This window comes from Escherichia sp. WS1451 (assembly GCF_046487365.1).
GTDB lineage: Bacteria > Pseudomonadota > Gammaproteobacteria > Enterobacterales > Enterobacteriaceae > Escherichia > Escherichia coli.
The window spans coordinates 59,955-84,251 of the sequence record NZ_JBJQJP010000020.1 but is presented as its reverse complement, the minus strand read 5'-3'; the positions used below and the strand labels follow the sequence as shown (position 1 = coordinate 84,251).

Genomic DNA, 24,297 nt, shown 5'->3' with positions numbered 1-24,297 from the left:
ATCAAAAAAGAATAAAACTCAGTCTTGGGGGACTCAGCCCGGTAGAATACCGGACTGAGTATCAAAAAGCCGGTTAACTGAAACTGTCCAGGTTTTGGGGTTCAGTTCAGCAAGCGTCGCATCAGGCATCCACACATTGCCGGGTGGATATCCCCGGCAATCTTCAATTATTGATCCGCAGTTTTATCAAATTTGCCCAGCACTTCGCGCTCATAAGCCAGCGCTTTCTTACGGTCAAATTTGTGTTCCCACTTGGCAATCACCAGCACCGCCAGCGCATTACCCACCACGTTCAGCGCAGTACGCGCCATGTCGAGGATACGGTCAACACCGGCAATAAACGCCAGACCTTCCAGCGGGATCCCTACGCTGCCCAGCGTTGCCAGCAACACCACAAACGACACGCCCGGCACGCCAGCAATCCCTTTCGAGGTCACCATCAGCGTCAGCACCAGAATGATTTCCTGCCAGATGGACAGGTCAATGCCATACAGCTGAGCGATGAAAATAGCGGCAATACTTTGATACAGCGTCGAACCATCAAGGTTAAAAGAGTAACCGGTCGGCACCACGAAACTGGTGATCGACGCCGGTGCACCGTAGGCTTCCATCTTCTCAATAATTCGCGGCAGCACGCTTTCAGAACTGGCAGTGGAGTACGCCAGAATCAGCTCATCTTTCAGAATACGAATCAGGATCCAGACGCTTAACCCGCACAGGCGCGCCACAATTCCCAGTACGACCAGCGCGAAGAACAGAATGGCGAAATGCACCAGCAGCACCAGTTTCGCCAGTGGCCACAGAGACGAGAAACCAAAGTTAGCCACCGTCACCGCAATCAGCGCAAACACACCCACCGGCGCATAACGCATCACCATATGAGTCACTTTAAACATGGTTTCAGAGATGGAGCGGAACACGGTCACCAGCGGTTCACGATGCGTCGCGGGCAGGGATGAAAGCCCCAGACCAAACAGCACCGAGAAGAAGATGATCGGCAGCATTTCGCCTTTCGCCATCGACGCCACGATGTTCGTCGGCACCAGCGACAAAATCGTGCCCATAATGCCGTGGGAACTGCTTTGTACCGCTTCCGTAGTGCTCTGATATTTCGAGATATCGACGGTCGCCAGCTGCGACATATCCACCCCGGCACCGGGCTGGAATACGTTCGCCAGAGTGATCCCCAAAATGATGGCGACGGTGGTGATCACCTCGAAGTAGATAATGGTTTTCGCACCAATACGCCCGAGCTGTTTGGCATCACCAACACCCGCGATACCCACCACCAGCGTGGAGATCACAATCGGCACAACAATCATTTTGATCAGATGGATGAAGATATCACCCGCCGGAGAGAGCAAATTGACGACCAGCCAGTCGCGGCTGTCGCTATGGTAGTGCAGGTAGCTTCCCAGGAGAATGCCCAGCACCATAGCAAACAGAATCTGCCAGGCCAGGCTGAATTTTATATTTTTCATCAGAATAACTTCCTCAATGGAGCGCCGTTCCCCGTTCAGAAACGCGAGAACGTGACATACTGCCAGGGCATGAATTGTGTTGCGTTGGTTTGTAGATTTTTTTAACGCTTATGATCAGTATCATTTGCGCGGTATGTTGCGCAACCCTTTAACAACAGAGCTTTTCGCTGCATTAATGCATAATAACGCGAGTTTATGGCAGGATTAATGAATAACCATTTGTTATGGAAAGATTTTTATTTGTTTAATCTGCAATAATACTGATTGGTGATTATTTTTGGCATATGTTCATTCGATTATTTTTTATGCAGCTCAATAACATAATCTTCATCACCAGATGATTAATCTGATCTCCGCTGCAACAATTTCGCCATATTAATCGACTCGACCAGCTGTGTCCGGTTGATCCGGGGTGAGTTGAGATCCATCACTTTTTGCCATAGTTCGATGGCTTGCGCGTAATTCGCCTGCATAAACGCATCGGAAGCCAGCAGCATCAGAGCGGTGATTTCGTTAGAGTCCAGCGCGAGGGCTTTGTCGATCATTGCGCGAGTCTGGGCGGTCATATGCTGGCTGGCCTGGTAATAAAGCACCGTCGCCAGCGCCGCATACAGTTCAGCGTTCTCACCACGTAGTTGCAACGCCTGACGGTACGCCAGCAGCGAATTGCTGTAATCGTTTTGCCACAGATAATACTCGCCCAGTAACGCCCATTGTTCGCTGTTTTGTGGATTAGCGCGGATTTTATCCTGCAATGCCTGAAGCTGCGCTTCCGGGGTTTGCTGGCTGGCAAACTGATGTAGCGGATCGCGCTGACGCTGATACTCCGCACGTACCTCCTGCCATTTGGGGCTTAACAGATAACTGCCGACACAGAGGAATACCATCAAAATCGTGAGTGTTGTCAGCATTTTCACCGGTATTTGAGGCTGTTTCATCGCTTCGCCCTCACTCGCCAGAGGATCAGTGCCATCAGCAGTAACAACACCACTGGCAGCGCCCACAACACCAGCGTCTGACCCGTTAACGGTGGGTTATAGCGAACAAAATCTCCGTAGCGTTCGGTCATCCAGCCAATGATTTCGACTTCACTTTTCCCCTCTTCCACCATGCTGTAAACCTGATGGCGCATACTGACCGCCACCGGCGCATTGGATTCCAGTAAGTTCTGATTCTGGCACTGCGGACAACGTAACTGGCTGGCAATAGTTAACGCCTGTTGCTGTTGTTGCGGATTGGCGAATTGCCAGGTGTCTACGACCTGAGCACGCGCAAAACAGGTAAATAACAGCAGTAGCGTGAGAAGTCCTTTATTCATCGCGCCTCCTCCCCCGCCATCCGCTTAACAATGCGCCCGCAATCATCAACAATCCTCCCCCCCAGATCCAGCGCACACCGCTTTGTACATACAAACGAAAAGCGTAACGATCCGGCCCAGTTTTCTCCCCCATGACCGCATACCAGTCATGGATGCCGTTCCAGCGAATTGACGGTTCCATCATTTGCTGACGGCGTGCTTCATAAAAACGCCGCTCCGGCGTCAGTTCACCAATACGTTGCTGATGCTCAAACAGTGCCACTATCGCTTTTTCGCTGGTGTAATTGCCCCTGGCTTGCAGATCGAGACGCTCAAAACGGAAGGTGTATCCTGCCAGCGTCACCTGCTGACCCGGCTGTAAATTCAGGCTGATCTCCTGACGGCTGACGCTGGAGACCACGATCCCTGCGGCAAATAACAGCACGCCCGCATGAGCTACCAGCGCCGGAAGCTGCACGCGTTTGCCAGAGACAAACGTCGCCAGCACAATCACCACCAGCATCAACAGACCAAACGGTAACGTTGCGCGGTTAAAATATGGCGCACCAACGGAGAGGCGTCCCCAGCCCAGCAGGCCGTAAATCATCGGATAAAGCGTTCCCACCAGCACGATCAGTAGCACTGCGCAAAACAGCAACAGCGTAGCGAGGATTAACATTTCCCGCGATAACCCCGAAAAACGCACCGCCGGGCCACCGTCCCGCGCTCGCCAGCCATACAGAGCCAGAGACGCAAGGCTAATCAGTGCAAACAGGCTGAACAACGGCACGGCGCGGACGTTATCCAGCGCGAACGCATGAACCGAAACCAGAATGCCAGAACGGACAATTAAGGTGCCCAGCAGCGACAGCATCAGAGTAACTATCGCCAGTAACAGCGACCAGTGACGGAAAATCCCCCGCTGGCGTGTCAGGGACAAACTGTGCAGCAGCGCAGTGGCAGAAAGCCAGGGTAATAAAGAGGCGTTTTCCACCGGATCCCAGAACCACCAGCCGCCCCAGCCCAGTTCGCAATAGGCCCACCAGGAACCGAGGATGATCCCCGCCGTTAATGCGCTCCAGCCAGGTAGTGCCCAGCGCCAGCAAATTCGGGCGCAGGCACCATCAAACTCGCTGCGCAGTAAACTCGCCAGCGCCACGCTCGCCGCCACCATCAAACCGCCATACCCGAGATAAAGCAGCGGCGGATGGAAGATAAGACCGGGATGTTGCAGCATCGGATTGAGATCGCGGCCTTCGATTGCTGGTGGAAATATCCGCACGAAGGGATCGGACCACAGCACTACAAACAGTAGCAGTGCGGCGAGCATGAGAGATAAAACGGCTAGCGTCAGCGGAAATAGCGGATCGGTTTGCTGCCGATAATGCCAGGCAAACAGCGCGCTCCAGGCGGAAAGCAGCAGCACCCAAAGCAGCAGCGAACCTTCATGACCGCCCCACATCGCCGCCAGTTTGAGTTCCCACGACAGCAGGCTGTAGCTATGTTGGGCGACATAAATGACCGAGAAATCGCTGATGAGAAAACAATACGTCAGTACGCCAAAGGCGAGCAGCAGGAGCGCGAACTGCGCCAGAATGCCGATGCAAGTGAGTCGCATCATGGCAGGCCAGCGCAACCGCACTCCCGCAAAGGCCGTCAACGGGGTCAACACGTTGACCCCGAGACTTAACAACAACGCCAGAAAACCGACTTCAGGAAGGAATACGTCCAGAAACCACCTCTGTTCTGGCTTACGCCACCGTTAACTGCCCGGCGTAGAGAATGAAAAAGCGCAGCATCAACACGCCGACCAGGCTGGCCCCACACGCCGCCAGCACGGCAGGAATGCCGGAACTGCGATTGACCCACGGTTTGAGCAACATTGGCACAATCAACCCCAGCCCGGCGACACCAAGCCAGAACCACCACGTCCAGAAACCGCCGCCCAATGCCGCCACCAGCGCACGCACTTTACCGTCATCGCCCAGCGCCAGACCGACAAAAAACGCCACCAGCAGGAAGATTTCGCCCCATACCACAGGGATCTCCATACGGTGTACAAAGTGCGCTTCCGTGGAATGCGGATTTTTGCGCTGACATATCGCCATGGCGATCAGCGCCACCGCCGCACCGGACGAGATGCCGGAGAAGAGGAACAGCACCGGCAGGATCGGGTTATTAAGGAACGGATACGATTTCAGCGCCGACAGCAGAAAGCCGGTATAAGCCCCCAACAACACCGCCAGCACCAGCATCAATGTTTCCAGTCCGCGATGAACGGGCGTCAGCAGGCTCAGAACCTTTTGCACGATCCCCAGCTTCGGCAACCAGCGTTGTTGCAGGGCAAGCAAATCATGTTCAAAGATTTTCGCCAGCCACAGCACCAGCACCACCATGTAGAGCTGAAACAGCATCACCCCCATCGACATCACCGAGGTAAAACTGTAGTGGAACATCAGCTTCCAGAAGGTCCACGGTCTTGTCAGGTGGAAGACGAGGATCAACAGACCAAGGATCACCGCACCAGGCCCGACAATCAGCGTGGTGCGCAGCAACGTGCTGTCTGCACCGCCCGCCTGCGGGTAGACGCGACGTAACAGCACGGCCAGCGTCACCAGACCAGCAGAAATACCAATCAAAAACAGGTAGATGGCAATCGGCCAGTCCCACACCAGCGATTCAAAATGAAATGCGGAAGTCTGCGTCATTGGCTCACCTCCCCGTATTTAAACGGTACGCGGTACAGCTTCGGTTTGGTTCCCAGCGCCAGCTTGTAGCGGTAAGTGGGCTTCTGGCGCAGCAGTTGCGAAATCTCACTGTTGGGATCGTCCAGATTGCCAAACGTCAGCGCCTTCGTCGGGCAAGCCTCAACACACGCGGGCAGCTTACCGGCCTGCAAATGGGTCTTACGGCAGAAATCGCATTTGTCCGCTGTCTTCGTAACCGGATGGATAAAGCGCACGCGGTACGGACAGGCGGCGATGCAGTACTGACAACCGACGCAGAGATCCGGGTTAACATCGACAATCCCGCTGGCAGCGTCGCGAAAAGACGCACCGGTCGGGCAGACGTCAACGCACGGCGCACGATCGCAGTGCTGGCAAGACTTACGGAAGAAGCGATATTTCACATCAGGAAATTCGCCCTGCGGCTCGCTACGAATAATCGTCAGGCGCGAGACGCCTTCCGGCACCTTGTTCACTTTCCGACAAGCATCCATACAGGCGGTACAGCCGATGCATAACGACTCGTCATGCACCATGCCGTAACGCACCCCATTGATATTCAACGTTTTCGCCACCACGCGCCCTGCGGTGCCGCTGACGGCGGCCAGCACGCCGACGCCGGTGAGAAACTGGCGACGAGACCAGGTCATGGCTGCTCCTTAAGCAACGGAACAGACGCCGGGTTAAAGTTCGGATTGGTGCGCTGATCGCTGTGGCAATCGACGCAAATCTTAATCCGTCCTTTGTCACTTAACGTCTGCATCGTATCTTGCTGTGGATGCAGGGAATGGCAGCTGGCGCACGCCACTTTGGTTACGTGGACATCGTGTGGCCAGAACGCTTTTTGCAACTGTTCCGGCAAATGGCAGGACATACAGACGCTGTTCTGCTCTCCAACCTTGTACATCGGCTCGTTAAAGCGCATCACATCTTTCACCCCTTCGCGGTGTTGCGGTGATGGCTGGCCGTGACAGTTGGTGCAGGTGACCGGCAGTTTGTTATTCGGGTTGATAACGGAAGCATGTTTGCCATGCATACCTTCGGTATCTGGCTTATGACAGTCCAGACAGGCGGCATCCGGGTTACGCTGCTGGGTAACTTCGTAGCGATCACCAGATGCCTGCGCCGCAGGGGTAGCGGTAATTCCGTTCAGGCTCCACAACAGGCCCGACGCCAGCACCCCGGCAGTTAATAACGAACGTAATACGCTCATATTCACTCCATTGTGTTTTCCGCCCCTTGCGAGGCGGAACGGGGTTATTGGCTTAACAGACCGTTTTTACGTGCCTGCTCTTCCCACTGCGGGATCACCGTTTTGATGAAGTCCTGCTTCTCGGCCTTGATTTGTTCCATGTTCAGGCCAATGGCCTGCTGGGCTTTCTCTTTGGTCGAGATATCCGGGATCTGGATTTCATGGGTGATGCCTTTGGTCGCCAGCAGTCGCGCCAGTTTAGTGCGCGCATCCGCCGCTTTATCCATCGCCGTACCGAGCATCCTCAGACCTTCTTCCGGTGCGTGCATATGAATGCCGTGGGAAGCGATCGCCAGATCCCAACGCCACTGGGCATGACGGATATCGTCCTGAATCGGCTTCATTTCGGCTTCCGTCGCGCCTGCATCCAGCGCCGCTTTCGCTTCGAAGTGAGCGTGAACCAGTTGATCTTCAACCTTGATTTTCAGGTCGTTAATCGACTGCTTACGTTCCGCGACCACTTTTTGCAAGGCAGCTTTGTCCTGGGTATGGCAGTTCGCACAAGTCTGGGCGAAGTTATCAAACGGATTACCAATTTTATGGTCGGTGTAGAGTTTGCCTTCGGCGTTCTGCACTTTTGGCATATGGCAGTCGATACAGGTCACGTTGTTTTTACCGTGAATGCCCGCTGTCCAGGTTTCATATTCCGGGTGCTGCGCTTTCAGCATTGGCGTTTTCGACAGGGAGTTAGTCCAGTCAGAGAAGGCAATTTTGTCGTAATACTGCTCCATATTTTCGACTTTCATGCCGTCATCCCACGGGAATTTAACCGCTTTGTTTTTGCCGTCGAAGTAATACTCCACATGGCACTGACCGCAAACCATCGATTGCTGGTCGAAACGTCCGGCTTTCTCAAAAGGTTTACCAATGGCTTCCATCGCGCGAGCCGCATACGGACGGGAAAGGGTTAACTCCGGTTTGCCTTTGGCGAACTCTGGCGAGGCGGTGTTATGGCAATCGGCACAACCTAAGTTGTTGACGATTTCCGGGCCGCCGCGCGCCCATTTTCCGTGGAAGTAGCCATCTTCGCCGTCTTTCTGGATCAGACGCGCCACATCCGGGCTTTTACAACTCCAGCATGCCATCGGTAGCGGACCATCTTCAGCGTTTTTCGGCGCACCGGTACGCAGGGTTTCACGCACATCGGTCACAGCAAAGGCATGTCCACGCGGCTTGTTGTAATCGCGCGAGAAGGGATACCCCGCCCACAGGATCACCAGCCGTGGATCTTCCGCCAGGGCGTCAACACGCTCTGACTGTTCCGAGGTGGCTTTCCAGGAGAGATATTGATCGGGATGTTGCGGGGCAAAGGTTTCATTCTTCGCTTCCACAGTTACAGGTGTTGCGGGAGCTGCCGTTTGTTCAGCGTGAACAGAAGTGAAAAAGAAAAAAGGAATCAATAAGCTGAAGATACGGCGTGCGTTTATTTTTATCCTTGTCATAGGGGCTTCATCCGAATTGCGCCATTGTTGCAATGGCGGTTTTTATTGTTTTTCACGACAGTAACCGCACCTACACTGTCATGACATTGCTCGCCCCTATGTGTAACAAATAACCACACTGTGAATGTTGTCTTTAATCAATTGTAAGTGCATGTAAAATACCACTTTAGAGTTAGTCAGTATCTTCCTCTTTTTCAACAGCATGCATAACTGCATGTTCCTCAAAGAATTAATCAACTTTTGTTGCTGACCTTCAAAAATTACCCTGCCGTTTATTTGCACAATTCTACTTTTGCGTGATCTGTCGCCCAAATACTAAACAAAACTGCCAATACCCCTACATTTAACGCTTATGCCACATATTATTAACATCCTACAAGGAGAACAAAAGCATGAGTCAAATTCACAAACACACCATTCCTGCCAACATCGCAGACCGTTGCCTGATAAACCCTCAGCAGTACGAGGCGATGTATCAACAATCTATTAACGCACCAGATACCTTCTGGGGCGAACAGGGAAAAATTCTCGACTGGATCAAACCTTACCAGAAGGTGAAAAACACCTCCTTTGCCCCCGGTAATGTGTCCATTAAATGGTACGAGGACGGCACGCTGAATCTGGCGGCAAACTGCCTTGACCGCCATCTGCAAGAAAACGGCGATCGTACCGCCATCATCTGGGAAGGCGACGACGCCAGCCAGAGCAAACATATCAGCTATAAAGAGCTGCATCGCGACGTTTGCCGCTTTGCCAATACCCTGCTCGAGCTGGGCATTAAAAAAGGTGATGTAGTGGCGATTTATATGCCAATGGTGCCGGAAGCTGCGGTCGCAATGCTGGCCTGCGCCCGCATTGGCGCGGTGCATTCGGTGATTTTCGGCGGCTTCTCGCCGGAAGCCGTTGCCGGACGCATTATCGATTCTAACTCACGACTGGTGATCACTTCCGACGAAGGCGTGCGTGCCGGGCGTAGTATTCCGCTGAAGAAAAACGTTGATGACGCGCTGAAAAACCCGAACGTCACCAGCATTGAACATGTGGTGGTACTGAAACGTACTGGCGGGAAAATTGACTGGCAGGAAGGGCGCGACCTCTGGTGGCACGACCTGGTTGAGCAAGCCAGCGATCAGCACCAGGCGGAAGAGATGAACGCCGAAGATCCGCTGTTTATTCTCTATACCTCCGGTTCTACCGGTAAGCCGAAAGGCGTACTGCACACTACCGGCGGTTATCTGGTGTACGCGGCGCTGACCTTTAAATATGTCTTTGATTATCATCCGGGCGATATCTACTGGTGCACCGCCGATGTGGGTTGGGTTACCGGACACAGTTATTTGCTGTACGGCCCGTTGGCCTGCGGCGCGACCACGCTGATGTTTGAAGGCGTACCGAACTGGCCGACGCCTGCCCGTATGGCGCAGGTGGTGGACAAGCATCAGGTCAATATTCTCTATACCGCGCCCACGGCGATCCGCGCGCTGATGGCGGAAGGCGATAAAGCGATTGAAGGCACCGATCGATCGTCGCTGCGCATTCTCGGTTCCGTGGGCGAGCCAATCAACCCGGAAGCGTGGGAGTGGTACTGGAAGAAGATCGGCAACGAGAAATGCCCAGTGGTCGATACCTGGTGGCAGACCGAAACTGGCGGTTTCATGATCACCCCACTGCCTGGCGCTACCGAGCTGAAAGCCGGTTCGGCAACACGTCCGTTCTTCGGCGTACAACCGGCGCTGGTCGATAACGAAGGTCATCCGCTGGAGGGGGCCGCCGAAGGCAGTCTGGTGATCACCGACTCCTGGCCGGGTCAGGCGCGTACGCTGTTTGGCGATCACGAACGTTTTGAGCAGACCTATTTTTCCACCTTCAAAAATATGTATTTCAGCGGCGACGGCGCGCGTCGCGATGAAGATGGCTATTACTGGATCACCGGGCGCGTGGACGACGTGCTGAACGTCTCTGGTCACCGTCTGGGGACGGCGGAGATTGAGTCGGCGCTGGTGGCCCATCCGAAGATTGCCGAAGCCGCTGTCGTCGGTATTCCGCACAATATTAAAGGTCAGGCGATCTACGCCTACGTCACGCTTAATCACGGGGAGGAACCGTCACCAGAACTGTACGCAGAAGTCCGCAACTGGGTGCGTAAAGAGATTGGCCCGCTGGCGACGCCAGACGTGCTGCACTGGACCGACTCCCTGCCTAAAACCCGCTCCGGCAAAATTATGCGCCGTATTCTGCGCAAAATTGCGGCGGGCGATACCAGCAACCTAGGCGATACCTCGACGCTTGCCGATCCTGGCGTGGTCGAGAAGCTGCTTGAAGAGAAGCAGGCTATCGCGATGCCCTCGTAACTCTCAATTGCCGGATGCGATCCGGGCAACAAGTCGGAAACGATTTGTAGGCCTGATAAGACGCGACAGCGTCGCATCAGGCATTGATTGCCGGATGCGGCGTATAACGCCTTATCCAGCCTACATTCGGCGAGGGTTACCTGGGCGTTAACCCGCTCCCATAAGGGCGCGGGAATTAAAACAATCCCTACATTACCTCTGGAGAATCTGTGATGAATGGCACTATTTATCAGCGGATAGAAGACAATGCGCATTTCAGGGAGTTAGTCGAAAAACGGCAACGGTTTGCCACCATCCTGTCGATTATTATGCTGGCAGTTTATATCGGCTTTATTTTACTGATCGCCTTCGCGCCCGGCTGGCTGGGCACCCCGCTGAATCCGAACACTAGCGTCACACGCGGTATTCCGATTGGTGTTGGAGTAATTGTGATCTCCTTTGTTCTCACTGGTATCTACATCTGGCGGGCGAACGGCGAATTCGACCGTCTTAATAATGAAGTCCTGCATGAGGTACAAGCATCATGAAAAGAGTTCTGACGGCGCTTGCCGCCACACTCCCTTTCGCAGCTAACGCCGCGGATGCTATTAGCGGGGCCGTAGAGCGCCAGCCAACAAACTGGCAGGCGATTATTATGTTCCTGATTTTCGTCGTGTTTACGCTCGGCATTACCTACTGGGCGTCAAAACGCGTACGTTCGCGTAATGACTACTACACGGCAGGCGGCAATATCACCGGTTTTCAGAACGGGCTGGCGATTGCCGGGGACTATATGTCCGCCGCCTCATTCTTGGGGATCTCCGCGCTGGTGTTTACCTCCGGCTATGACGGGCTGATCTACTCGTTGGGCTTCCTGGTGGGCTGGCCAATCATTCTGTTCCTGATTGCCGAACGTCTGCGTAACCTGGGCCGCTACACCTTTGCCGATGTAGCCTCTTACCGCCTGAAACAAGGGCCGATTCGTATTCTTTCGGCCTGTGGTTCTCTGGTGGTGGTGGCGCTTTACCTTATCGCCCAGATGGTGGGCGCAGGTAAACTGATCGAGCTGTTGTTTGGCCTTAACTATCACATTGCGGTGGTGCTGGTCGGCGTGCTGATGATGATGTACGTCCTGTTCGGCGGCATGCTGGCGACCACCTGGGTACAGATTATCAAAGCCGTTCTGTTGCTGTTCGGTGCCAGCTTTATGGCCTTTATGGTGATGAAACACGTCGGCTTTAGCTTCAACAACCTGTTCAGCGAAGCGATGGCGGTACACCCGAAAGGTGTCGACATCATGAAGCCGGGCGGGCTGGTGAAAGATCCGATCTCAGCACTGTCGCTGGGGCTTGGGCTGATGTTTGGTACGGCTGGCTTGCCGCATATTCTGATGCGCTTCTTTACGGTCAGCGATGCCCGCGAAGCACGTAAGAGCGTGTTCTACGCCACCGGATTTATGGGCTACTTCTACATCCTGACCTTTATTATCGGCTTCGGCGCAATCATGCTGGTTGGTGCGAATCCGGAATATAAAGACGCGGCGGGCCATCTGATTGGTGGTAACAACATGGCAGCAGTTCACCTGGCGAATGCAGTGGGTGGCAACCTGTTCCTCGGCTTTATTTCAGCGGTTGCTTTCGCCACCATTCTTGCGGTGGTTGCGGGTCTGACGCTGGCGGGCGCATCGGCGGTGTCTCACGACCTGTACGCTAACGTCTTCAAAAAAGGTGCGACCGAACGTGAAGAGCTGCGGGTATCGAAAATCACCGTACTGATCCTCGGTGTGATTGCCATTATCCTCGGCGTGCTGTTTGAGAATCAGAACATCGCCTTTATGGTGGGGCTGGCGTTTGCCATCGCGGCGAGCTGTAACTTCCCGATCATTCTGCTTTCCATGTACTGGTCGAAACTGACTACCCGTGGCGCGATGCTGGGCGGCTGGTTAGGACTGATTACTGCGGTGGTGCTGATGATCCTCGGCCCGACGATTTGGGTACAGATCCTCGGTCACGAAAAAGCCATCTTCCCGTATGAATACCCGGCGCTGTTCTCTATCAGCGTGGCATTCCTCGGCATCTGGTTCTTCTCGGCAACCGATAACTCAGCGGAAGGCGCGCGTGAGCGTGAACTGTTCCGTGCGCAGTTTATCCGTTCCCAGACCGGCTTTGGCGTTGAGCAAGGCCGCGCGCATTAATCTCCACTAGCCTCTGGTCACCTGACCAACGGTAAAAAGGTGCGATGTACTGCACCTTTTTACCGATTACACCGCCAAGCGTTATTGGTTCTCTTCAATCAGCAACGCTTCAAGCAAATCGAGATCGTGCAATAATTTTTGCAGCGTTTCGTTACTGATCTCCCGCGTGGCGCGCAGGTGGTACAGTTCAGCACGTTCAGAACGCAATGCCGCCAGACGGAAGCGACGCTCCAGGTTCTCTTCCAGGATTGAACTTTCTACATCATTACGTCCATCGGCGCGACGACGCAGGTTACCAATGACGCGAGAACTAACCTCTGTGAGCAGCTGGTTATCGATATTCTCTTCGGTATCCGCCGCCAGACGCTCCTCCATTTTCTGGATTGCCACAATCGCCACTTCTGCCGTTGCCGCTCGCGCAATACGCTCCTCTTTCAACTGCTGCGAATGGTCTGCGACTTCAATGTGTTGCAGCAGAATGGGCAACATCACCACGCCGACAAACAGCGAAAAGAGAATGACGCCAGCCGCCAGGAACACCAACTCATAGCGCTCCGGGAAGACGTTGCCATCCGGCAAGAGCAGCGGGATAGAGAGCACACCGGCTAGTGTGATCGCCCCACGCACTCCGGCAAAAGACGCAATCAGGATTTCTCGTGTGGTCCACGAACCAAACTCCATCGGCTTCTTCTTCAGGAAGCGGTTGCTGAACTTTTTCATCGTCCACAGCCAGCCGAAACGGACCAGCATCAGCGCCGCATAAATCAGAATGATATCGGTAAACAGCATCCAGATTTCGACGTTAGGATCGATTTCTGCCGCCATCAGCGACGTCTCCAGAATCCCCGGCAACTGCAGACCTAACAGCAGGAACACCATGCCGTTAAAGACAAATTCCAGCATCGCCCAGGTGCTGTTTGCGCGCAGGCGCATTGCCAGCGGCGCACGGCGCATCACACCGGAACGGGTGATGGTCATCCCGGCGGCAACCGCAGCGAGGATACCGGAAACGCCAATATGTTCGGCAATCAGATAAGAAGCGAATGGCAGCAAGAACAGTAGAACAATCTGCGTCGCGGGTTCATCACCGCCCCAGCGGCTGAGGAATCGCAGCGAGCGACCATACAGCCAGCTCACTACAAAACCGGCGAGAATACCGCCAATGGCCACTTTCATAAATTCGACCGTCGCACCGCCGACGGTGAAGATCATCGTCCCCATCGCCACTGCTACGGCAAACTTCAACGACACCAGGCCAGAGGCGTCATTCATCAACGCTTCGCCCTGCAAAATGCCCATGATTTTTTTCGGGATGCGCCCTTCGCCAACAATTCCGGAGAGCGCCACAGCATCGGTCGGAGAAAGCACCGCCGCCAGCGCAAAGGCGGGGATCAGCGGAATGCCCGGCACCACCCAGTAAATAAGGAAGCCAATGCCGACCACGGTGACCACCACCAGCGCCAGCGCGAGGCCGAAAATCTCTCGACCATGTTCGAGAAATTCACGGGTCGGCGTTTTCCAGCCATCAGCGAACAGCAACGGCGGGATAAACAAGACTAAAAAGAGTTCAGGATCAAACTCCACATGCAAACCAAACGTCGGCCACGCCAGTAGCGCACCGATGGCGATTTGCATAAGCGGAAGCGGGATCTGAAAGGGCATGACACGAGTGACCACCCCGGACAGCGAGACCACGAGGGTCATTATCAGTATGGTGAAGAAGATTTCCATGCGTTCCCTGTTTGCGATGTTTTTTATGATCTGAGAAAGGCGTTATGCCTGAATTCTCATTTTTTCAGAATATCGCAAAAGCTCACACAATGTGCGGAGAAAATAAAAACGGGCAGCCATTGCCACCCGTTTTCAGAATCCTATGTAAGATTAGATAGCCCAGCCACCCGCATAGAAGGTCACCAGCGCCACGGCAATAACGACCGTACCTATGTTCAACTTGCGCCATTCGCCGGAAACCAGACGACCAATCACCAGAGTCGCGAAGCCGATCATGATGCCTGTTACGATGTTACAGGTCAGCACGATGAATACCGCCGTAACCAGACCCGCCATCGCATCAACAAAATCAGCAAAGTCGATTTTCGCCACGTTGCTCAGCATCAGCAGGCCAACGTACATCAGCGCCGGAGCCGTTGCGTACCCCGGAACGAGGTAAGAGAGCGGAGAGAGGAACAGAATCAGCAGGAACAGCACGCCAACGGTGATAGCCGTCAACCCGGTTTTACCGCCCGCCGCCGTACCCGCCGCAGACTCGATGTATACCGCTGCCGGAGCTGCACCCACCAGGCCAGAGAAAACGCTGCTCATGGAGTCGGTGGTCAGTGCTTTCCCGCCGTCGATGATCTGCCCATCTTTATCCAGCAGGTTCGCCTGACCGGCGACGGCGCGGATAGTTCCGGTGGCATCAAATACTGCCGTCATCACCAGTGCCAGAACACTTGGCAGGACTACAGGATTCAGCGCCCCCATAATGTCCAGGCTGCCAATCAGTGAATTGCCGTTTTCATCGCTCAATGAAGGCATGGCGAAAACGCCGGAGAAATGGACGTTAGGATCGAAGATCAAACCGACAATTGAGATACCGATAATGGTCAGCAGAATGCCACCAGGGACTTTCAGTTTTTCCAGGCCGATAATCACTGCCAGCCCCACCAACGACATCATCACCGGAAAGGTCGTGAAATCCCCCAGCGCGACGGGCAGACCATCAAGTGGGTTTTTAATCACCAGACCGACACCATTAGCAGCAATCAGCAGCAGGAACAGACCGATACCAATCCCCGTGCCGTGCGCCACACCGTGCGGCAAGTTGCGCAAAATCCAGCTACGGATACCCGTGGCAGAAATGACCGTAAACAGCACACCCATCAGGAACACGGCACCCAGCGCGACAGGTACGCTAATATGTTGCCCCAGCACCAGACTGAATGCGGTAAACGCCGTCAGGGAGATGGCGCAACCAATCGCCAACGGCAGATTAGCCCACAGACCCATCACGATAGAACCGAGTCCGGCAACCAGACAGGTCGCAACGAAAACTGCCGCAGGCGGGAAGCCTGCTTTACCCAACATGCCTGGAACGACGATAACCGAGTAGACCATCGCCAGAAATGTTGTTAACCCGGCAACCACTTCCTGACGGACAGTGCTTCCACGTTGTGAAATTTTAAACCAGGCGTCGAGTGAACCGCCGGTACGCGCTGATGGCGTAGACATAAGAAAACATCCCCTGAGAGTTTAATTTTCGTCAAGATGCGTGGCGGACAATCCCCTGCCAGCGAAACGTTATCTTCCTGCTCCAGGTTTGCGACAATTTGCTGCGTCGCAAAAAAGCAAACGTTTAGCTCCGCGCATACAAAACGGGTGGTAAAAAAAGCAAACGATTATCCGGCGATCATAGCGGCTTTTTCAACCGAAGTTTGCTGCTTTTTTCTCTTTTATTGTCTTGACGATGAAAAACCAGGCAATTGACGCGCAAACGTTATCGTCGATGCGCAAGATTGCAGCGTTATCGAACCGTATACCGTTCAGGATTGCGATAAAAAATCGTCTGAGATGACAAAAATATTGCGGCTAAAAAGTGTACTTTACACTGGCGAAGAAACGCCGGTAACATACAATTAAAGCATCAACACCAACCGGAACCTCCACCACGTGCTCGAATGAGGTGTGTTGACGTCGGGGGAAACCCTCCTGTGTACCAGCGGGATAGAGAGAAAGACAAAGACCGGAAAACAAACTAAAGCGCCCTTGTGGCGCTTTAGTTTTGTTCATCTTCCAGCAAGCGTGCGCCTGTGCCTTCTTCTCCTAAGCGGTCGCCCGGGTTACGCAACGGGCAATCACTGCGCGAAAGGCAGCCACAACCAATACATCCGTCCAGTTCGTCACGCAGCGCCACTAAGGTATGAATGCGCCGATCCAACTCTTCTCGCCATTGGGACGAAAGCTGTTTCCACTCTTTCGCACTTAATGTATGCCCTTCGGGCAACACGCCAAATGCTTCACGAATGGTCGCCAGCGGAATGCCAATACGCTGAGCAATTTTGATGATTGCGACATATCGCAACACATCACGTTTATATCGCCGCTGATTGCCACTATTACGGATACTGCTAATCAACCCTTTGCTTTCATAGAAATGCAGCGCCGATACCGCCACACCGCTGCGTTTCGCCACTTCGCCGGGGGTTAGCAGCGCTTTAATGCGGGGTAATTTCTTTTCCATAAATCGCTTTACCTCAAGTTAACTTGAGGAATTATACTCCCCAACAGATGAATTAACGAACTGAACACTGAAAAGAGGCAGATTTATGTCCCATCAGAAAATTATTCAGGATCTTATCGCATGGATTGACGAGCATATTGACCAGCCGCTTAACATTGATGTCGTCGCAAAAAAATCAGGCTATTCAAAGTGGTACTTACAGCGGATGTTCCGCACGGTGACGCATCAGACACTTGGTGATTACATTCGCCAACGCCGCCTGTTACTGGCCGCCGTTGAGTTGCGCACCACCGAGCGTCCGATTTTTGATATCGCAATGGACCTGGGTTATGTCTCGCAGCAGACCTTCTCCCGCGTTTTCCGTCGGCAGTTTGATCGCACTCCCAGCGATTATCGCCACCGCCTGTAGTTTTATTGCCCGCGCGTTAACTCCCGCGCGGGTAATTGCTCCATCCATTGCATAAACACCTGCGGCGGCATCGCCTTCGCAAAGAACCATCCCTGGCAATAGCGCACGCCGCGTTTGCGCAGCCAGTTAACCTGTTCCTCAGTTTCGACGCCTTCAGCGATCGTTTTTAACCCCAGACTGTGCGCCAGCTCGATGATGTGTTCCGCAATCAAATGACTGGTTTTATGGGTGGTCAGCGTCTCAACAAACGATTTATCGATTTTCAAAATATCGACATTCAATGATTTAAGGTTATGCAAGTTAGAGTAGCCAATACCAAAATCATCAATTGCCACTTCGTAACCAGCCTGGCGGAAAGCCAGAATAATTGGTGTCATTTTGTCGACATCAAGAAATGCATGTTCAGTCACTTCAAATTTAATTTGCTGTGGACGCACCGCGTATTGCTCTGTTTTCTGATTGGTTCGCGCTATCAACCGTGACGTATGAAAATCGGAGGCCGACAGGTTAATAGAAACATAGCGATCGGCATGTGTTGCCAGGTACGCGCCCAGATCGCGGAAGACATTATCAATAACATAATCAGTTACCTGTCCGATCATCCCCTCCTTTTCTGCCAGCGGAATAAACTCTGCCGGATTCATTACTTGCCCCTGCTCACCAGGCCAACGTAACAATGCTTCAGCTCCGATACATTTTTCTGTTTTGATATCGATTATTGGCTGGTAATAAAGGCAAAGTTGATGTTTTTCGAGGGCGCGTTGCAATTTGCGTTTGGGAGACAAATAGTTTTGTCGAATACGTAGCCAGAGTAATAACAGAACAAGACTCCCCAAAATACCGGCGGGTAACGCAAAAATAAGATGATTATAAAAATGCGCTATAAGACGTTGATATGAAGTCGCAACAATGGCTGCAATTGGGCGTTTTGTCGAATAAACTGTCGCATATAAATAGCCATTTCTTTGTACGGTTAAATCATTCAAATGAATCAGTGGAGAAAACGTTGCTGCCGAGGCCTCGTTGCTTAACGAGAAAAAGGTTTTCGTTACCGTATCATATACACCCCATTGCAATGTCGGATCATCAGACATCACTTCACTCCAGAAGAGAGGGTTGATGACCGCCACATAATTTCCCCGCTGCATATAGGTCATTTTATAGCCAGAGAAAAAAGGCGTATCGCGGTAATAATAGATAGAAACGTTAGGTTCACGCTTATAATCGGCCGGTGCAATCGTATAGCCGTTTACAGGCGCTATCAGCGATGAGCATAAAAAATGGTTATCACGGGCATAGATCAATTCATTAATATAAAGATAGCCACGAATAATATTCAACATTCGCTTTTGATGGGCTGGAGTGCAAACTTGCCCCTGATAGCGTTCAGCTGCATCGCTCACTAAATCTGCCTGACGAATGACCAGCTCAGATTTATCCAACGCCAGCTGAGCAAAGGTTCGGAGCTGATTATTCACTTCTGATTTTGCCCAAAAGAAGGCAATCCATAGCGACAGAATGATGGGAAAGAGAACTAAAAAGATAATGCCCGGCAACGCCAGTAATTGGTGTCGTGCACGATGACTCATTGCTATCAATTTCCTGCCTGTTTATACCCGGTCATTGCAAGGCGAGAACCCTGGTTATCGACGTCTTTAGATAAATCTTACGGTATAAATAGCACTTTTGCCTGATTTGAAATTGATACCTTTTTAATCGTCACCTGAATAAAAATAATTCATTGATATTCAAAACTAATTTCCTACAGGAATGCAGAGGCGGTGGGAAGATATACCCTTAATGCCGCTGAAAAAACACATAATCTGTACGGCAATAAAAGTCACGGCCTAATCTGGCTAACAAACAATCAATTGTGATATAGTTCACAAAATTAATGAAACAAACAGAGTGTTTCTTTTTTGTGTTCTGCAAGCCCCGCGATAGCCAGAGTGTATCACGCCTCCCGTGAACAACGCCGCGCTGTCCGAGGCATCGGCTCTTTTCAGAGGAATTGTTTGATGGCTACCCTCACCACTGGCGTGGTTCTTCTTCGCTGGCAACTTCTTAGTGCCGTAATGATGTTTCTGGCCAGCACACTCAACATCCGTTTTCGTCGGTCTGATTATGTCGGGCTTGCAGTGATCAGCAGCGGTCTGGGCGTGGTTTCTGCCTGCTGGTTCGCAATGGGGTTGCTTGGCATCACAATGGCGGATATCACCGCCATCTGGCACAACATCGAGTCAGTGATGATAGAAGAGATGAATCAGACACCGCCACAATGGCCAATGATTTTGACTTGATATGTAGAAGCCTCCAAAACGGAGGCTTCTTTTTTATGGCTGGCAGATGCTTTAATCATCCACCTTAAAACAATATAACCTATTGTTTTAACGACAAATTAGAACGGAATGTCGTCATCAAAATCCATCGGCGGCTCGTTAGACGGCGCTGCCGGGGCGGACTGCTGCGGGCGAGACTGCGCGCCGCCGCTGAACTGATTGCCACCCTGCGGCTGCTGAGGCTGACCCCAACCGCCCTGCGGCTGACCACCACCGATATTGCCACCTGCCGGAGCGCCACCACCCTGACGACCACCCAGCATCTGCATGGTGCCGCCAACGTTCACCACGACTTCTGTGGTGTAGCGATCCTGACCGGATTGATCGGTCCATTTGCGGGTACGCAGCTGACCTTCGATATAAACCTGAGAACCTTTACGCAGATATTCGCTGGCTACTTCTGCCAGTTTGCCGAACAGCACAACGCGGTGCCATTCAGTCTGCTCTTTCATCTCGCCGGTCGCTTTGTCACGCCAGGATTCGGAAGTAGCCAGCGTAATGTTGGCAACTGCGCCACCATTTGGCATGTAGCGTACTTCCGGGTCCTGACCCAGATTACCAACGAGAATAACCTTGTTTACGCCTCTGCTGGCCATGTTCGTGTCTCCTGAAAAAAAATCGTTCTGAATAAGTGTAAACGCGCGATTGTACCATTACCAATAGCGCTTTTACTATGTTGTGACCTCGGTTCCGGGAAACAAACCTGGCCAGACATTGTTACACAACACTCCGGGTAATGCATTCCAATACTGTATATTCATTCAGGTCAATTTGTGTCATAATTAACCGTTTGTGATCGCCGGTAGCACCATGCCACCGGGCAAAAAAGCGTTTAATCCGGGAAAGGTGAATGGATAAGATCGAAGTTCGGGGCGCCCGCACCCATAATCTCAAAAACATCAACCTCGTTATCCCCCGCGACAAGCTCATTGTCGTGACCGGGCTTTCGGGTTCTGGCAAATCCTCGCTCGCTTTCGACACCTTATATGCCGAAGGGCAGCGCCGTTACGTTGAATCCCTTTCCGCCTACGCGCGGCAGTTTCTGTCACTGATGGAAAAGCCGGACGTCGATCATATTGAGGGGCTTTCTCCTGCCATCTCAATTGAGCAGAAATCAACGTCTCATAACCCGCGTTCTACGGTGGGGACAATCACCGAAATCCACGACTATTTGCGTTTGTTGTTCGCCCGCGTCGGCGAGCCGCGCTGTCCGGACCACGACGTCCCGCTGGCGGCGCAAACCGTCAGCCAGATGGTGGATAACGTGCTGTCACAGCCGGAAGGCAAGCGTCTGATGCTGCTTGCGCCAATCATTAAAGAGCGCAAAGGCGAACACACCAAAACGCTGGAGAACCTGGCAAGCCAGGGTTACATCCGTGCTCGTATTGATGGCGAAGTCTGCGATCTTTCCGATCCGCCGAAACTGGAACTGCAAAAGAAACACACTATTGAAGTGGTGGTTGATCGCTTCAAGGTGCGTGACGATCTTACCCAACGTCTGGCCGAGTCGTTTGAAACCGCGCTAGAGCTTTCCGGTGGTACCGCGGTAGTGGCGGATATGGACGACCCGAAAGCGGAAGAGCTGCTGTTCTCCGCCAACTTCGCCTGCCCAATTTGCGGTTACAGTATGCGCGAGCTGGAGCCGCGACTGTTTTCGTTTAACAACCCGGCGGGGGCCTGCCCGACCTGCGACGGCCTTGGCGTACAGCAATATTTCGATCCTGACCGCGTGATCCAGAATCCGGAACTGTCGCTGGCTGGCGGTGCGATCCGTGGCTGGGATCGCCGCAACTTCTATTATTTCCAGATGCTGAAATCGCTGGCAGATCACTATAAGTTCGACGTCGAAGCGCCGTGGGGCAGCCTGAGCGCGAACGTGCATAAAGTGGTGTTGTACGGTTCTGGCAAAGAAAACATTGAATTCAAATACATGAACGATCGTGGCGATACCTCCATTCGTCGTCATCCGTTTGAAGGCGTGCTGCACAATATGGAGCGCCGTTATAAAGAGACGGAGTCCAGCGCGGTACGCGAAGAATTAGCCAAGTTCATCAGCAATCGCCCGTGCGCCAGCTGCGAAGGGACGCGTCTGCGTCGGGAAGCGCGCCACGTGTATGTCGAGAATACGCCGCTGCCCGCCATTTCCGACATGAGCATTGGTCATGCGATGGAATTCTTCAACAATCTCAAACTCGCAGGTCAGCGGGCGAAGATTGCGGAAAAAATTCTTAAAGAGATCGGCGATCGTTTGAAATTCCTCGTTAACGTCGGCCTGAATTACCTGACGCTTTCCCGCTCGGCAGAAACGCTTTCTGGCGGTGAAGCCCAGCGTATTCGTCTGGCGAGCCAGATTGGTGCGGGCCTGGTTGGCGTTATGTACGTGCTGGATGAGCCGTCTATCGGCCTGCACCAGCGCGATAACGAGCGCCTGTTGGGTACGCTTATCCATCTGCGCGATCTCGGTAATACCGTGATTGTGGTGGAGCACGACGAAGACGCGATTCGCGCGGCTGACCATGTGATCGATATCGGTCCTGGTGCGGGTGTTCACGGCGGTGAAGTGGTCGCGGAAGGTCCACTGGAAGCGATTATGGCGGTGCCGGAGTCGTTGACCGGACAGTACATGAGCGGTAAACGCAAGATTGAAGTGCCGAAGAAACGCGTTCCGGCGAATCCGGAAAAAGTGCTGAAGCTGACGGGTGCACGCGGTAATAACCTGAAAGACGTGACGCTAACGCTGCCAGTCGGTCTGTTTACCTGCATCACAGGGGTTTCAGGTTCCGGTAAATCGACACTGATTAACGACACACTGTTCCCGATTGCCCAACGCCAGTTGAATGGTGCGACCATCGCCGAACCGGCACCGTATCGCGATATTCAGGGGCTGGAGCATTTCGATAAAGTGATCGATATCGACCAAAGCCCAATTGGTCGTACTCCGCGTTCTAACCCAGCGACCTATACCGGCGTGTTTACGCCTGTGCGCGAACTGTTTGCGGGCGTACCGGAATCCCGTGCGCGCGGCTATACGCCGGGACGTTTCAGCTTTAACGTCCGTGGCGGACGCTGCGAAGCCTGTCAGGGCGACGGCGTGATCAAAGTGGAGATGCACTTCCTGCCGGACATTTACGTACCGTGCGACCAGTGTAAAGGTAAACGCTATAACCGTGAAACGCTGGAAATTAAGTACAAAGGCAAAACCATCCACGAAGTGCTGGATATGACCATCGAAGAGGCGCGTGAGTTCTTTGATGCCGTACCTGCACTGGCGCGTAAGCTGCAAACGTTGATGGACGTTGGCCTGACGTACATTCGCCTGGGGCAGTCCGCAACCACCCTTTCAGGCGGTGAAGCCCAGCGCGTGAAGCTGGCGCGTGAGCTGTCAAAACGCGGCACCGGGCAGACACTGTATATTCTCGACGAGCCGACCACCGGTCTGCACTTCGCCGATATTCAGCAACTGCTCGACGTACTGCATAAACTGCGCGATCAGGGCAATACCATTGTGGTGATTGAACACAATCTCGACGTGATCAAAACCGCTGACTGGATTGTCGACCTGGGACCGGAAGGCGGCAGTGGCGGCGGCGAGATCCTCGTCTCCGGTACGCCAGAAACCGTCGCGGAGTGCGAAGCTTCGCATACGGCACGCTTCCTCAAGCCGATGCTGTAATCGTTAAGGCCGCTTTCTGAGCGGCCTTTTCCTTTCAGAGTTGCACCAGCAATTTACGTTTTTCTTCCGGCAGCAAATTCACCGCCTGCTGATAAGACGCATCCACCAGATAATAGATTTGCGAATCTGGCAGCGAACCGTCGAGATACACGGTGCTCCAGTGCGCTTTATTCAGATGGCGGCTTGGACGCACATCGCTGTGCTGCTGACGTAGCAGCTCCGCCAGCTCCGGGCTGGTTTTCAGCGAAACCGCCGGGCGATTTTCTACTTCTTTCACCATCGCAAACAGTACATCTTCCACTTTGATCTGCGTCGCTTTCCAGTCGTTATGCACGCTCTGTTCTGCGCCTGGTTTTGCCATGCAATATTGTAGCAACTCCGAAATGGTCATTTTTTACTCCCCTTGTAGTGTCGCGATAATGCGACGCGATCCGCCGTGGATGCGATGTTCCCCCAGCCAGATGCCTTGCCAGGTGCCGGTCTGAATACGCCCTTTATGCACCGGCAATACAAGCGATGTTCCCAGCATTGAGGATTTGATATGAGAAGGCATATCGTCTGCTCCCTCATAGTCATGCTCATAATTTCCGTTGTCGGGAACGGTGCGGAGGAAAAAACGCTCCATGTCGTGGCGTACGGTGGGATCGCAGTTCTCATTAAGTGTCAGAGAGGCGGAGGTATGTTGCAGCAACAGATGCAGTAAACCGATGTTAACGCGCGGCATATCAGCCAGCTGATTCAGAATTTCATCCGTTACCAGATGAAACCCACGAGATTTGGCGCTAAGCGTGAGCGTCTTTTGATACCACATGTGCTGCTCCTTGATAAAACTCTCTTAATCAGTTTGCAGCAAGACAGAGAAAGGATAAAGGTGTGATTAAAAAAACAGCATTCGGGAGAGTGTCACGCTCTCC

General features: G+C 53.0%; 21 protein-coding genes. 6 read left to right on the top strand and 15 right to left on the bottom strand.

The genetic code is table 11. From position 1 onward, the window contains the following. Window positions 1-167: 167 nt before the first annotated feature. The 8 genes from gltP to nrfA form a co-directional block, all read right to left on the bottom strand. On the bottom strand, window positions 168-1,481 hold the full coding sequence (gene gltP, locus ACJHX7_RS20815) for a glutamate/aspartate:proton symporter GltP (protein ID WP_000789589.1): 1,314 nt from the start codon (window positions 1,479-1,481) through the stop codon (window positions 168-170). Window positions 1,482-1,822: 341 nt separating this feature from the next. Beyond that, complete coding sequence (gene nrfG, locus ACJHX7_RS20810; RefSeq protein WP_094030497.1) at window positions 1,823-2,419, bottom strand: heme lyase NrfEFG subunit NrfG; 597 nt, start codon at window positions 2,417-2,419, stop codon at window positions 1,823-1,825. Continuing rightward, the gene (nrfF, locus tag ACJHX7_RS20805; RefSeq protein WP_001032552.1) at window positions 2,416-2,799 is read right to left on the bottom strand and encodes a heme lyase NrfEFG subunit NrfF; all 384 of its coding nucleotides are present in this window, start codon (window positions 2,797-2,799) and stop codon (window positions 2,416-2,418) included. Before nrfF ends, nrfG begins: the two co-directional genes overlap by 4 nt. Then, complete coding sequence (locus ACJHX7_RS20800) at window positions 2,792-4,510, bottom strand: heme lyase CcmF/NrfE family subunit (RefSeq protein WP_410231688.1); 1,719 nt, start codon at window positions 4,508-4,510, stop codon at window positions 2,792-2,794. The genes nrfF and ACJHX7_RS20800 overlap by 8 nt, the downstream gene beginning before the upstream one ends. Before the next feature lie 19 nt (window positions 4,511-4,529). After that, window positions 4,530-5,486 carry a cytochrome c nitrite reductase subunit NrfD gene (gene nrfD / locus ACJHX7_RS20795; protein WP_000195191.1) on the bottom strand — a complete coding sequence of 319 codons (957 nt, stop codon included), beginning with the start codon at window positions 5,484-5,486 and terminating at the stop codon, window positions 4,530-4,532. Beyond that, a complete protein-coding gene (gene nrfC, locus ACJHX7_RS20790; RefSeq protein WP_094030495.1) occupies window positions 5,483-6,154 on the bottom strand; it encodes a cytochrome c nitrite reductase Fe-S protein in 672 nt (223 codons plus the stop codon). Before nrfC ends, nrfD begins: the two co-directional genes overlap by 4 nt. After that, window positions 6,151-6,717, bottom strand: coding sequence for a cytochrome c nitrite reductase pentaheme subunit (nrfB, locus tag ACJHX7_RS20785; protein WP_001296647.1), 567 nt, complete (start codon window positions 6,715-6,717; stop codon window positions 6,151-6,153). Before nrfB ends, nrfC begins: the two co-directional genes overlap by 4 nt. Before the next feature lie 44 nt (window positions 6,718-6,761). After that, complete coding sequence (gene nrfA, locus ACJHX7_RS20780) at window positions 6,762-8,198, bottom strand: ammonia-forming nitrite reductase cytochrome c552 subunit (protein WP_000196879.1); 1,437 nt, start codon at window positions 8,196-8,198, stop codon at window positions 6,762-6,764. A 392-nt stretch (window positions 8,199-8,590) separates the two neighbouring features. On the opposite strand from nrfA, the gene acs reads away from it, so the two are divergent. The 3 genes from acs to actP all read left to right on the top strand — a co-directional run bounded on the left by acs (window position 8,591) and on the right by actP (window position 12,722). Beyond that, on the top strand, window positions 8,591-10,549 hold the full coding sequence (gene acs, locus ACJHX7_RS20775) for an acetate--CoA ligase (protein ID WP_094030494.1): 1,959 nt from the start codon (window positions 8,591-8,593) through the stop codon (window positions 10,547-10,549). 212 nt (window positions 10,550-10,761) lie between these two features. Then, complete coding sequence (locus ACJHX7_RS20770) at window positions 10,762-11,076, top strand: DUF485 domain-containing protein (protein WP_001014565.1); 315 nt, start codon at window positions 10,762-10,764, stop codon at window positions 11,074-11,076. Further along, window positions 11,073-12,722, top strand: coding sequence for a cation/acetate symporter ActP (actP, locus tag ACJHX7_RS20765; RefSeq protein ID WP_000832548.1), 1,650 nt, complete (start codon window positions 11,073-11,075; stop codon window positions 12,720-12,722). Before ACJHX7_RS20770 ends, actP begins: the two co-directional genes overlap by 4 nt. Window positions 12,723-12,803: 81 nt before the next feature. Here the strand turns inward: actP and ACJHX7_RS20760 are convergent, their stop codons facing one another. The 3 genes from ACJHX7_RS20760 to soxR all read right to left on the bottom strand — a co-directional run bounded on the left by ACJHX7_RS20760 (window position 12,804) and on the right by soxR (window position 16,962). Next, the gene (locus ACJHX7_RS20760; protein WP_410231687.1) at window positions 12,804-14,453 is read right to left on the bottom strand and encodes a Na+/H+ antiporter; all 1,650 of its coding nucleotides are present in this window, start codon (window positions 14,451-14,453) and stop codon (window positions 12,804-12,806) included. Between the two features lie 150 nt (window positions 14,454-14,603). Beyond that, the gene (gene ghxP, locus ACJHX7_RS20755; protein ID WP_000106892.1) at window positions 14,604-15,953 is read right to left on the bottom strand and encodes a guanine/hypoxanthine transporter GhxP; all 1,350 of its coding nucleotides are present in this window, start codon (window positions 15,951-15,953) and stop codon (window positions 14,604-14,606) included. Between the two features lie 544 nt (window positions 15,954-16,497). Continuing rightward, window positions 16,498-16,962 carry a redox-sensitive transcriptional activator SoxR gene (gene soxR / locus ACJHX7_RS20750; protein WP_000412424.1) on the bottom strand — a complete coding sequence of 155 codons (465 nt, stop codon included), beginning with the start codon at window positions 16,960-16,962 and terminating at the stop codon, window positions 16,498-16,500. 85 nt (window positions 16,963-17,047) lie between these two features. Between soxR and soxS the strand changes: the two genes are divergently transcribed. Next, on the top strand, window positions 17,048-17,371 hold the full coding sequence (gene soxS / locus ACJHX7_RS20745) for a superoxide response transcriptional regulator SoxS (RefSeq protein ID WP_000019358.1): 324 nt from the start codon (window positions 17,048-17,050) through the stop codon (window positions 17,369-17,371). Between the two features lie 2 nt (window positions 17,372-17,373). Here soxS and pdeC read toward each other — a convergent pair whose 3' ends face one another. Next, window positions 17,374-18,960: a c-di-GMP phosphodiesterase PdeC gene (gene pdeC, locus ACJHX7_RS20740; RefSeq protein WP_094030493.1), complete on the bottom strand. Its 1,587-nt coding sequence runs from the start codon at window positions 18,958-18,960 to the stop codon at window positions 17,374-17,376. 429 nt (window positions 18,961-19,389) lie between these two features. Between pdeC and ACJHX7_RS20735 the strand changes: the two genes are divergently transcribed. Continuing rightward, window positions 19,390-19,671 carry a YjcB family protein gene (locus tag ACJHX7_RS20735; RefSeq protein ID WP_001295689.1) on the top strand — a complete coding sequence of 94 codons (282 nt, stop codon included), beginning with the start codon at window positions 19,390-19,392 and terminating at the stop codon, window positions 19,669-19,671. 98 nt (window positions 19,672-19,769) lie between these two features. On the opposite strand, the gene ssb1 is transcribed toward ACJHX7_RS20735, so the two are convergent. Next, a complete protein-coding gene (gene ssb1 / locus ACJHX7_RS20730; protein ID WP_000168305.1) occupies window positions 19,770-20,306 on the bottom strand; it encodes a single-stranded DNA-binding protein SSB1 in 537 nt (178 codons plus the stop codon). 254 nt (window positions 20,307-20,560) lie between these two features. Between ssb1 and uvrA the strand changes: the two genes are divergently transcribed. After that, window positions 20,561-23,383, top strand: a complete 2,823-nt coding sequence (gene uvrA, locus ACJHX7_RS20725) for an excinuclease ABC subunit UvrA (protein ID WP_000357740.1) — start codon at window positions 20,561-20,563, stop codon at window positions 23,381-23,383. A gap of 34 nt (window positions 23,384-23,417) precedes the next feature. Here the strand turns inward: uvrA and ACJHX7_RS20720 are convergent, their stop codons facing one another. Further along, window positions 23,418-23,774 carry an MmcQ/YjbR family DNA-binding protein gene (locus ACJHX7_RS20720; RefSeq protein WP_000155657.1) on the bottom strand — a complete coding sequence of 119 codons (357 nt, stop codon included), beginning with the start codon at window positions 23,772-23,774 and terminating at the stop codon, window positions 23,418-23,420. A 3-nt stretch (window positions 23,775-23,777) separates the two neighbouring features. After that, window positions 23,778-24,194, bottom strand: coding sequence for a secondary thiamine-phosphate synthase enzyme YjbQ (locus tag ACJHX7_RS20715; RefSeq protein WP_000270375.1), 417 nt, complete (start codon window positions 24,192-24,194; stop codon window positions 23,778-23,780). Between the last annotated feature and the right edge of the window lie 103 nt (window positions 24,195-24,297).

Bases quoted from the DNA above. Each gene is read 5' to 3' on its own strand.
- gltP (WP_000789589.1), bottom strand. From the start codon at position 1,481: ATGAAAAATATAAAATTCAGCCTGGCCTGGCAGATTCTGTTTGCTATG.
- nrfG (WP_094030497.1), bottom strand. From the start codon at position 2,419: ATGAAACAGCCTCAAATACCGGTGAAAATGCTGACAACACTCACGATT.
- nrfF (WP_001032552.1), bottom strand. From the start codon at position 2,799: ATGAATAAAGGACTTCTCACGCTACTGCTGTTATTTACCTGTTTTGCG.
- nrfD (WP_000195191.1), bottom strand. From the start codon at position 5,486: ATGACGCAGACTTCCGCATTTCATTTTGAATCGCTGGTGTGGGACTGG.
- nrfC (WP_094030495.1), bottom strand. From the start codon at position 6,154: ATGACCTGGTCTCGTCGCCAGTTTCTCACCGGCGTCGGCGTGCTGGCC.
- nrfB (WP_001296647.1), bottom strand. From the start codon at position 6,717: ATGAGCGTATTACGTTCGTTATTAACTGCCGGGGTGCTGGCGTCGGGC.
- nrfA (WP_000196879.1), bottom strand. From the start codon at position 8,198: ATGACAAGGATAAAAATAAACGCACGCCGTATCTTCAGCTTATTGATT.
- acs (WP_094030494.1), top strand. From the start codon at position 8,591: ATGAGTCAAATTCACAAACACACCATTCCTGCCAACATCGCAGACCGT.
- ACJHX7_RS20770 (WP_001014565.1), top strand. From the start codon at position 10,762: ATGAATGGCACTATTTATCAGCGGATAGAAGACAATGCGCATTTCAGG.
- actP (WP_000832548.1), top strand. From the start codon at position 11,073: ATGAAAAGAGTTCTGACGGCGCTTGCCGCCACACTCCCTTTCGCAGCT.
- ACJHX7_RS20760 (WP_410231687.1), bottom strand. From the start codon at position 14,453: ATGGAAATCTTCTTCACCATACTGATAATGACCCTCGTGGTCTCGCTG.
- ghxP (WP_000106892.1), bottom strand. From the start codon at position 15,953: ATGTCTACGCCATCAGCGCGTACCGGCGGTTCACTCGACGCCTGGTTT.
- soxR (WP_000412424.1), bottom strand. From the start codon at position 16,962: ATGGAAAAGAAATTACCCCGCATTAAAGCGCTGCTAACCCCCGGCGAA.
- soxS (WP_000019358.1), top strand. From the start codon at position 17,048: ATGTCCCATCAGAAAATTATTCAGGATCTTATCGCATGGATTGACGAG.
- pdeC (WP_094030493.1), bottom strand. From the start codon at position 18,960: ATGAGTCATCGTGCACGACACCAATTACTGGCGTTGCCGGGCATTATC.
- ACJHX7_RS20735 (WP_001295689.1), top strand. From the start codon at position 19,390: ATGGCTACCCTCACCACTGGCGTGGTTCTTCTTCGCTGGCAACTTCTT.
- ssb1 (WP_000168305.1), bottom strand. From the start codon at position 20,306: ATGGCCAGCAGAGGCGTAAACAAGGTTATTCTCGTTGGTAATCTGGGT.
- uvrA (WP_000357740.1), top strand. From the start codon at position 20,561: ATGGATAAGATCGAAGTTCGGGGCGCCCGCACCCATAATCTCAAAAAC.
- ACJHX7_RS20720 (WP_000155657.1), bottom strand. From the start codon at position 23,774: ATGACCATTTCGGAGTTGCTACAATATTGCATGGCAAAACCAGGCGCA.
- ACJHX7_RS20715 (WP_000270375.1), bottom strand. From the start codon at position 24,194: ATGTGGTATCAAAAGACGCTCACGCTTAGCGCCAAATCTCGTGGGTTT.